9 protein-coding genes are annotated in these 9,591 nt (G+C 65.3%); 1 reads left to right on the plus strand and 8 read right to left on the minus strand.

What is annotated here, in order from left to right:
* Window positions 1-562 precede the first annotated feature (562 nt).
* The 8 genes from K940_RS0120950 to K940_RS0120985 all read right to left on the minus strand — a co-directional run bounded on the left by K940_RS0120950 (window position 563) and on the right by K940_RS0120985 (window position 7,913).
* Window positions 563-907, minus strand: a complete 345-nt coding sequence (locus K940_RS0120950; protein ID WP_028479082.1) for a hypothetical protein — start codon at window positions 905-907, stop codon at window positions 563-565.
* Window positions 908-1,090: 183 nt separating this feature from the next.
* Window positions 1,091-1,792 carry a phosphotransferase gene (locus K940_RS29700; protein WP_051407431.1) on the minus strand — a complete coding sequence of 234 codons (702 nt, stop codon included), beginning with the start codon at window positions 1,790-1,792 and terminating at the stop codon, window positions 1,091-1,093.
* The gene (locus K940_RS0120960) at window positions 1,789-2,607 is read right to left on the minus strand and encodes a class I SAM-dependent methyltransferase (RefSeq protein ID WP_036529640.1); all 819 of its coding nucleotides are present in this window, start codon (window positions 2,605-2,607) and stop codon (window positions 1,789-1,791) included. Before K940_RS0120960 ends, K940_RS29700 begins: the two co-directional genes overlap by 4 nt.
* A gap of 30 nt (window positions 2,608-2,637) precedes the next feature.
* On the minus strand, window positions 2,638-3,159 hold the full coding sequence (locus K940_RS0120965) for a topology modulation protein (protein WP_036529643.1): 522 nt from the start codon (window positions 3,157-3,159) through the stop codon (window positions 2,638-2,640).
* A 50-nt stretch (window positions 3,160-3,209) separates the two neighbouring features.
* The gene (locus K940_RS0120970) at window positions 3,210-4,241 is read right to left on the minus strand and encodes a hypothetical protein (RefSeq protein WP_028479085.1); all 1,032 of its coding nucleotides are present in this window, start codon (window positions 4,239-4,241) and stop codon (window positions 3,210-3,212) included.
* Window positions 4,238-5,953 (minus strand): carbamoyltransferase C-terminal domain-containing protein, encoded by a 1,716-nt coding sequence (locus K940_RS0120975; protein ID WP_028479086.1) that lies wholly within the window; start codon window positions 5,951-5,953, stop codon window positions 4,238-4,240. Before K940_RS0120975 ends, K940_RS0120970 begins: the two co-directional genes overlap by 4 nt.
* Entirely contained in the window at window positions 5,950-6,903 is a 954-nt protein-coding gene (locus tag K940_RS0120980; protein ID WP_028479087.1) for a thymidylate synthase, read from the minus strand. The genes K940_RS0120975 and K940_RS0120980 overlap by 4 nt, the downstream gene beginning before the upstream one ends.
* Entirely contained in the window at window positions 6,900-7,913 is a 1,014-nt protein-coding gene (locus K940_RS0120985) for an NAD-dependent epimerase/dehydratase family protein (protein WP_051407432.1), read from the minus strand. The genes K940_RS0120980 and K940_RS0120985 overlap by 4 nt, the downstream gene beginning before the upstream one ends.
* A 185-nt stretch (window positions 7,914-8,098) precedes the next feature.
* On the opposite strand from K940_RS0120985, the gene K940_RS29705 reads away from it, so the two are divergent.
* A complete protein-coding gene (locus K940_RS29705) occupies window positions 8,099-9,538 on the plus strand; it encodes a hypothetical protein (protein ID WP_051407433.1) in 1,440 nt (479 codons plus the stop codon).
* Window positions 9,539-9,591: the final 53 nt, after the last annotated feature.

Here is a 9,591-nt window from a genome sequence, read left to right on the forward strand (position 1 = left end):
CCCGGAGTTGCTCGAGAAGTTCCAGCTCACCGACCGAGACCGGACCGCATGGTGGCACCAGCGCCTGGCCCGGGTACGCGACGAACTCACCCAACCGCACAGTCGGGTATGAACCGGACCCGGCTGGTACGGACTGTCATTGGGATCGTCAGCAAGGCACCTGGATGGAATGCCCCAGACCTGGATCGGCGGACCCACTGTATGGCCTCGAATACCCCATCCGCCAGGCCGAACTATCGCCGCCCACGACACCTACCGCGGCCTGACATGAGCACCCGCTCTACCAGTGCAAGCCCTCACCCTGACCGTGCTCGGTCCACTACCACGCCAAGGTGAGTGGGCAGGTGCACGGGAGGGACAACCCCTCCACTCCCTCCCGTGCATGGGGAAAGTGCAATGTTAGCGGTCTCGGCGACAGTCAGTACTCCGCCGAGACCGTGTTCACCGCTGAATGCCGGCCCGCGAGTAGGGGTTGTCGTAGCGTGTCAGCAACTCAGCCGGAGCGGTCAATGCCGCAGCGGGCCGACCGTCGGGCTGGGTGAACATCTCCATCAGATCCCGCTCAGCGGTGCACGAGGGGCAGTGCCCACGCAGCAGCCGTCCCATCGCCGCACAGGTCGGGCAGCGGTAGGTGAAGCTCACACCCGCGCAGTCCGGACAGACCGGCCCGGCCTTCTCGCGCCCGAACACCGCAGCGACGCGACCGCACCGATTGCACGGTTCTGGCAGAAATTCTGCCAAGGTTCGCAGAATCTTCTTCCAAGACATCAGGGTCGGCGAATACGGTGATCGCGGCGGCGCGGGTGAGTCGGGTGCCCGAGGCCAACTCGAATCCGGCGTCATACAGGATCGCCACCACCTTGGCAGTCAGGGAATCTGCCGCGTACTCCTCGTCACGCTCCGCCACCCCGGAATCGGCCCTTGAACAGGCGTCTACCGACATCCAATGACGACGTTAATGACAGGTATTTTAAGGCGACAGGATCTCGATGCCGTGCTCTGCGAGCTGGCCGCCACGGTCATGCCGGCCCGCCACCGCTGGCCCACTGTGGCGTAGAACTTCGGTACAGGGGAGGCTGTCAGGGCAAGGTCAGCTGACAAGGGTTCGGCCCCAGGGCCGGACGTCTGGCCATGCATGGGTGTAGCCGTGGCGGTCGAGGTAGCTGACGGTGAGGCGGTGGTGGATGTCGGTGTAGGTCTGGAATCTTCGCATGTCGCAGTATGCGTCGGTGATGCTGGCGGTTTCGCTGTTGTAGCTGTTGAGGGTGTGCTCGATGAGTTCGTTGCTCAGCGGCCCGTGAGTCATGGCGGCGCTGACGACGAGTTTGGCGAGGTCGTAGCCGAATGGCGCCAAGGTCAACTCATCGAAGTCGATGATGGCGACCTTGTGGTCGGTGAGGATGAAGTTGCGGATGTTGCTGTCCTTGTAGAGAGCGACTGGTAGTTCGCTGATAGCGAGGGTCTGCGGCAGTGCGGCTATGCGGGGTGAGACGAAGTCGATGAGTGTCAGTGTCGGTGTCGCTTGGAAAGGCTGGTCGAGTCGTCCCGCGTGCAGGTGGCGGGTGTGGGCAGTGGTGTGGAGGTGTCCGAGGGAGGCGGCGACTATCGGCAGGTCGGTAGGCCCGGGTTGTTCTCCGTCGATGCGTTCGAGGACCATTCGTGTGCCAGTGAGGCCATACAGGTGGGGAATACACACGGCGGCGTCTAGTCGACGCAACCAATCATGATGGGCCCGTGCAGTTTCGGCGAGACAAGCAGATGCGTAGTTCTTGATGAAGGTGGTTGTGGTCATGGTCGGCTGCTCCCGGTTATGTAGGTGACGGTCGAGGTGGCGGTGAATGGCCGGTCACGGGTCCGTCGTCGCAGTTCGGCCGCAAGGTCTCGTGGATTGGTCATCTGTTGGGGTAGTACGTATTTGGGGACGGTGACCACATAGGAGGCAAGGTGGTAGAAGTCGGTGAACCGGAAGGTGTGGTCACGGTGGATGACTTCAGCCACTTCGAGCCCGGTCGCGGCGATGTCGGCGGAGTTGCCGCTGTGGAAGGTTGCATACAGGCTCGACCGGGTGGTTGCATGTGGGTCGAGGCCGGTGTCGACCATCAGGTGGTCGATCTCGTGGTAGCTGTCGACTGATTTGGTAGCCAGAACCGCCAGGCCGCCCGGTGCCAGGCACCGCGCGATTTCGGCGACCACGTCGGCGGGCCGTGTGGAATGGTAAAGGCAGAACGCCGCCACAGCGACGTCGCATCCCGCCTCCGGCAGCGGCAGGTGGTGGAAATCGCCGCGCACGGTGTTCACCGCGAAGCCGGTCTCGGCGACCCGTCGGGCTACGGTGGCCAGGAACGCTGCGGAGAGGTCGACCACAGTCTGGCAAGAGGGCGCGAGGGCTTCGGCGAGAGCGAGGGTGACTGTTCCTCTGCCACACCCGATTTCGCACACCCTCGGACGGTCCTGTGCATGGCGTGCGGCGAGGTCGACAATGGTAGCGGTCGCGTCGTCACCACCGGTTTTCGCCGTGAGCAACGCACCAGTGCGTTGCTGGGTGCGCGCGGCGTCGGCGTAAAGGGCCGCGACGGTGTCGGGGTCGGTGAAGGGTGTGGAGGTCATGGACGGGTTCGCCTCCGAAATACTTCGGTGTCAGCTGGTGATCCGAGCTTGGGCACGTAGGCGGTCGAGGTAGCGGGTGGCCTGGCGGCGACTGGTAAACGTGATCAACTCGACGTGGTCGCCGTGTTCGGCGATCAGCTCGCGCACTCGGGGTCGCATCTTGGCGCGGTAGCCCCAAATGTAGCGCAAGAATGCCCAGGTGATGCGGTCGTAGACGCCGTCGCGGTGTTGACCACCCCGGTAACGCCAGCGCCGTTGCAGCACACCCGCGATGCAGGTGACCGCAGGCAGGTCGAGGAAAATGACGGTGTCGGCGGCAGCGAGCCGAATCGGCAAGCTACCCGCGTAGTTGCCCTCGATCAGCCAACGCGGTCCGGTGACGAGGCGTTGCTGGATGGCATGGAATTCTTCGGCCGGCAGTGGGCTCCAATTGGCGTCGTAGTAGACGGCGTCGAGGTGGGTCAGCGCGAGCCCGTGTAGGGCGGCGAGCTGGTTGGCGAGGTGAGTTTTGCCGCTGCCGCCGCAACCGATGATCACGATCCGCTGGTCCACGCACGGCCACAATACCCGCCTCGGCCCTGCCGAACTGGCAAGCTGCTCGGTCACGACCGCACCCCGGTTCGGGAAAGCGCCCGATCGAGGGTGTCGAGCTGGCGCGAAAGCCGGAAGGTGTCGAGTTTGGCCAGGCACTGCGCCACGAGATCGGCGTGCGCGGCAGTGGTAGCGATGCGCCGCAACTGCGCGACTTTGGCGGTGAGGTGAGCACTGCTGGTGACATGTAGCGGCCAGGGAGTGAACTGTGGGGCGCTGCGGATATAAGCGGGTGTGAGTGGCAGGCATCCGGCTAGGACGGCTTCGGAGAGGCGTTGGGTCATCTGCCCGACTGCGGCGTATCGGTCCGGCAGCAGCAGCACCGTCGCCAGAGCATCACCATGAATCCTCGCGACGTGGGAGAACGGGACCCGGCCGATGAACCGCACCTGCGGCCATCTGCGGGTGTCAACCCACTTACCCGCGACTACGCAGTCGCGGCGCCCGCTCGCTGCGGCGGCGAAGTAGCTGTCGAAGGCTTCGTCGCGGTCGTACTGGTTGCCGATGTAGGCCAAGCTCAACGGTCTCGGCCGTTGTGTCAGAGTGTCTGGATCGGCAGTATCGAGTGCGTTGTCGTCGACGGGAAACAGCAAGCTGACCGCGCCGGCGGTGGGGTGCAGCGCCGCCTCGCAAACCGTCACATGCGGTGCGTGTCGCAGCGGATGCCCGGCCGGGAGGTGTAGATCCTTGTCCCACACAATCGTGGGCAACCCGCGGCGGGTGTAGTGGTCGAGCAACTGGTGCTGGCGGTGTAGATCGCAGGTGTGGCCTGACGTGCCGCAGGGCGTGGTGTTGCGGCCGGGGATCGGCCAGCGCCATTCCAGGAACACCGCGTCGATGTCGGGTAGCCCGTCGTCCCAGGTGTAGAGGTGGGCGAAGGCGGTTCCGGCTTCGATCCTGTCGCGATCTTGTTGTAGGAACACGATCTCGTGGCCGAGACCGCGAAGGCCCTCGATGAGAGTGCGGCGGTGGCTGCGGCCTCCGTCGGGGGTGTCGGTGATGCCGGGGCCGAGGAAGCCCCAGAAGCTGTAGCCGATTCTCATTTGCTCACCCACCAGTCTTCGAGCATCATCGCGTCCAGGCCGCTGGCGAGCAAGCAGTCCAATGCCATGTCGGGCGTGCCGCAGATCGGTTTGCCTTTGATGTTGAGCGAGGTGTTGATCAGCACCGGGACACCAGTGATCTTGGCGAACTGCGTGATTACCTCTGCCAGGAACGGGTTTTGCCCCTCGGACAGGGTTTGTACCCGGGCTGTGCCGTTGACGTGCACGATAGCTGGGATCTGTTCACGCGCACGGTCGGTAACGGGTGAAGCGATCGACATATACGGCGCGGGCTGGGACAGGGTGAAATAGTCCGACGCGGTAGCAGTGAGGGTGACCGGTGCGAACGGCCGGAACGGTTCGCGAAACTTCACGGTGTCATTGAGCTGCTCGACGACCTCGGCGTGCATCGGTGAGGCCAGGATCGACCGGTTGCCCAGCGCCCGCGGGCCCGCCTCGAGTGGCCCGCGAAACACTCCGACGACGGCACCGGCGGCGAGCGCGCCGGCCAGATACTGTGCCGGGTGAGTGGGTCTGGTCGCAGTCAACCCGGGGCGGGGATTCGTCGACAGCACCACATCGCCGAATGCAGGTCCGAGGTAGCAATGATCCTGGATTCCGGTGGCGAGTTTCCCAGTGTGGTCCAGATATGCGGCGATGGCAGCGCCGATGGCGGTACCGGAGTCACCGGGAGCGGGCGGCACATGTACTTCATCGAACAGGCCGGATTCGACGATCTTGCCGATCGCCACACAGTTGGCTGCGACTCCACCCGAGACACACAGCAGCTGGGCTCCGGTCAGCGCGCGAGAACGCAGCGCCAGAGCCACCATCACCTGTTCGGTGCGTTCTTGCAGAGCCGCGGCCAGGTCACGGTGGACCTGCTCGATCGGTCCGTCACCGCGAGGCGGGCAACTGCGGGCGATGAACTCGGCGCTGACGCGCGCGAAACGGCGTGAGAGCACCCGCACTGGAAACAGGCTGGGGTTCAGTGTGAATCCGGTGCCGGTAATCGGGATCGCGTCGCGCATCAACGCCCGGAATCGGTCGGGCTCCCCGAGCGCGGCCAAGGCCATGACGGTGCCTTCCTCGTCACCGCGGCGCCACCCGAGGTGCTCAGTCACCGCGCCGTAGGCGTAGCCGAGCGAGGCCGGATCGTTGATGGCCTCGATGATGTCGAATCTACATCCACTGCCTGAGGTGCGGCGGGCGTGAGCGATCGTGGTGGTTTGGATCTCGCCGAGACTGTCGACCACCACAACAGCAGCATCGTCGTAGCCCGAGGACGCGAATGCATACAGCCCGTGTGCCCGGTGATGCAGGATCGGCGAGCTCGACGCGTGCGTGAAATCCCGCCCAAGTCGTCTTGTGCGGGTGCGTGTTCGGGCCGCGACCCGTGCGAAGCTCGCCGCACGCGGCAGGGCTCTGGCTCGGGTGTCGCGGTCGGCCAGCTGCCGACCCACCTGTCTGGTGGCGGCCAGGTAATCACAGGCACGGAAGTTGTAGGCGACGGTGTCGATCAACTCCGGTACGAGATCTCCCTCACCGAGCAGCCAGTCCACCGCGTGGGCGGGGTAGTCCTTGGTGTGTTTGCTGCCTATGAGGCGCTCCTCCTCGGCAAAGCCGACCAGCTGGCCGTCGAGGATCAACGCGGCTGCCGAATCGTGTGTCCAGGAACAGAATCCGAGAACAGTGCGAGGGTTGGAGGTCATGATGCGTGGGCTCCTTGGTCTGCCGCAACCGGCGCGCGGTGGTCATACCAGCGTTCCAAGGCACGCGCGAGGTCGCCGTCGGTAGCGGCGAGCAGAGTCCGGGCGCGCTCGCGCTGGCCACTACTCCAGGCTCGGTAGCTGGCCAACATGTCCGCGAACGCCGACCACGCTCCGGTCGCACCAGGTGCGCGCGGTTCGGTAATCGTGTTGCGCACCACCCGGTCGGCACGGGTCCAGGGAATCGCGACCTGGGGCATGAGCGGCGACGGGTCGGGATCGTGGGCGAGTTGTTCAGCGGCGCCGAAGTGCTCGGCGTACAGGTGTAGTGAGTCGATGTGGTGGTGGTATTCACCCAGTTGGGCACCGAGCCACCCGGCCAGCAGCTCCTGGATCAACGTGTTGGTGAAGATGTCGTAGGGGAATCCCAGCCACACATCTTGGCTGCGCATCGTGGTGTGCATGTGCAGGCGTCCGCGTCGCAGGTAGAAGCGGTAGCTCAGGGTGCAGGGGACGTCGCGGTGCCCGCGGGTGTCGCGTTGCGGGTCATAGAGCTGGATCACTGCCTGGCGGGTGTCGGGGTCGCGTTGAAGCAACTGCCGGGTCCGGTCGAGCTGATCGATGCCGTTCCACCGGCGCATCCGCGGCCCGTAGGCGCCTTGCAGGACTCCGTCGTCGGCGTAGCGGGTCAACGCCTGGTTGTATTGGAAGATCCAGTCCTCGTCGGAGCCGGACAGTATCCACAGCGCTTCAGCGACCGCGAAGGCCGGGTTGAGCCGCCGCAGCGGCGGCATGTCGACGAATCGGCGTCGAGGCCGAGTCAACCGCAGGTGCGCACCGAGGATTTCGGTGGTGGCCAGGCCGCGCGGGCTGACCGGCTCACCGAAGTTGGTGATCGCGCGACACGCGGAGGTGAACAGGGTGTTGGCGTCGTCAGCGCTGAGCACGATCATCTGGACACCACCACTTTCGCCGCGGCGGACACCGAGTGCCCGGATGGTTGTTTGACCATCCAGTCCAGCTGGCGAGCCACCCCCTCCCGCAACTCGACGCGCGGTGCGTACCCGAGCAACGAGTGCGCCACCGTGAGGTCGGCGCGGGTCGCCTCCACATCACCGGCCCGCGGCGCCTCCACCGCGAGGGGGATTTTGCGTCCGGTGATCTGCCCGACCAGGGCGATCAGTTCGAGCATCGATACGCTCGAACCGCCACCGACATTGACGATCTCGGCGTCGATGTCTTCCGAGACCGTCGCCGCGGCCAGCGTCGCGGCCACGATGTCATCGACGTAGGTGAACTCCCGCGACTGTTGCCCGTCGCCATACAGCGGTACCGGACTTCCTGACAGCACCGCCGCAAGCACCCGAGAGATCGCCATATCGGATCGTTGACGGGGTCCGTAGACGGTGAAGTAGCGCAACGTGACCACGCTTGTCGTGGTGTCCGGTCGCGCCGCGTGCGCCATGCACAGATGCTCGGCGGCCAGCTTCGTCGCGCCGTAGGGCGACATTGGATAAGTCGGGTCGCTTTCGCGGCTTGGACCCGAGGCTTGGCCGTAGACACTCGATGACGATGCCAGCATCAGCCGACCGACCTGGGCGCGTTCGCAGGCGGCCAGCAGACGCTGGGTGGCAACGACATTGGATGCCGCGTAGTCGGGGAACCGTTCGGACCACGAATCCCGAACACCGGGCACCGCAGCCAAATGGAACACCGTGGCAGCACCGGCGACCAGTGCATCGATCTCGTCGCTGACCAGATCCACCTGATGCACGCGCAGACGGGGCTTGGTGAGTGCGCCAGCGAGATTGCGGGCGGCGACCGGGTCTGTGTGCACCGACCGGCGGTCGATCGCGACCACCTCGATCCCGAGGGCCAAAAGCGCGTCGGTCAGATGTGAGCCGATGAACCCTGCCGCGCCGGTCACCACGACCGGACCTAGGGTGGGTGATGTTGTGGTCATATGACACCTCCACATTCAATTGCACTGGAAGACAGTCTGTTTCGGCAGTTCTAAATCACTCCCAGTGCCACCGGATCCCGTCCGGGGGTCTTACTGGGGTCTCACTTTCGGGTGAGTCGGTTCACATCGGTACTCGATTGCGCGAGGATCGAGGACACCGAACCTGGTGTGCGAAGGGGACGTCGATGGATGCCAGCCCGGTCAATCAGAAGTTGCGGAACCTGCTGGACGAAGCCGAGATGAGCAACGGCGCACTCGCACGGGCTGTGGTCGCCGCGGGTGCCGAGGAAGGTACCCACCTGGCCACGAACACGACCTCGGTCTCGCGTATGCTCGCCGGCGCCCAGCCTCGCTGGCCGGTGCCCAAGCTCGTCGCCATGGCCATTTCCCGGCGGCTGCACCGGCAGATCAGCGTCGGCGACTGCGGCTTCGCCGACCACACCCCGCCCGCCGAAGACGTGTATGACGGATTGCACTGCTCGGGCACACTGGAGCAGACAGTGCGCACCGTAGTCGAGTTGTCAGGACGGGATATGGATCGACGCAGGTTCTTGCTGGGATCGGCCTTCACCTCCGCGGTGTTCTGCGAACCCGCCCTGTTCGCCCTCACGATCGGACCCAACGAATCAGCCGCCCGATCCGCTGGTCCCCGCGTCGGGATGGCAGACGTGGAGATCATCACAGAAAACATCGCCCACCTGCGGCGTCTGGACCACCGCTACGGCTCCGGCCGCGTCCGTGATCAGGTCGTCGCGCTACTGCACCGCGAAGCCGCGACCGTTCTCCACGGCAGCTACTCCGAAATCACCGGCAAAGCGCTGCTCAGCGCCGTCGCACAAGCCTCGTGGCTGGCCGGGTCGATGTCGGCCGACATCGGACGCCACGCACTGGCCCAGCGCTACTACATCCAAACTCTCAATCTCGCGATGAGCGCGGGCGACCGACGCTACGCCGCGAACGTCCTATCGCACATGAGTCGGATGACCGTGCAAATCGGACAGACCAAGACCATTGAACAACACCGCATCGACCACGCACGCCACGCCGTCGCGCTGGCCCGCGCCGGCCAGTCCCTCGCCAGCTCATCCCCCACCCCCGCACTCTCGGCGCTACTGTGCGCAGTCGAAGCCCGCGGACTAGCGATGCTCGGCCCCGCCGAGACCACCGCGACCCGCAAGGCGATCACCACCGCCGAACGCCACTACACCCACGTGCGCCCCGAGAGCGAACCGCCATGGCTATCGTTCTACACCGAAGCCGAACTCGCCGCCGACCTAGGCCGCTGCCTCACCGAAGTCGGCGAGCCCGAACAAGCCACACGCCACATCAGCCACGCCCTAGACCTCTACGAGCCGTGGCGCACCCGCAGCTGCTGCTTCGTGCAAATCGACCTCGCCACCGCACACATCGTCGGCGGCGACCACGAACACGCTGCCACCTTCGGCCGCGATGCCCTCCGTACTGCCGCCCGAGTCACCAGCGAACGCACCCACGACAAACTCCGCGCGTTGCAGCGCCGCATCCAACCACACACCCCCACCTCGACAGCGCTGACCGACCTCGACCACCGCATCACCCACCTACTACCCACCCCATCCCGGAACGAGGACACCGCAACCCGATGACCGCCGCCGAGTTCGACATCGACTGGGCCGACGCCCGCGTCTACGCCATCCCC

The organism is Nocardia sp. CNY236 (genome assembly GCF_000482385.1).
Classification (GTDB): Bacteria; Actinomycetota; Actinomycetes; order Mycobacteriales; family Mycobacteriaceae; genus Nocardia.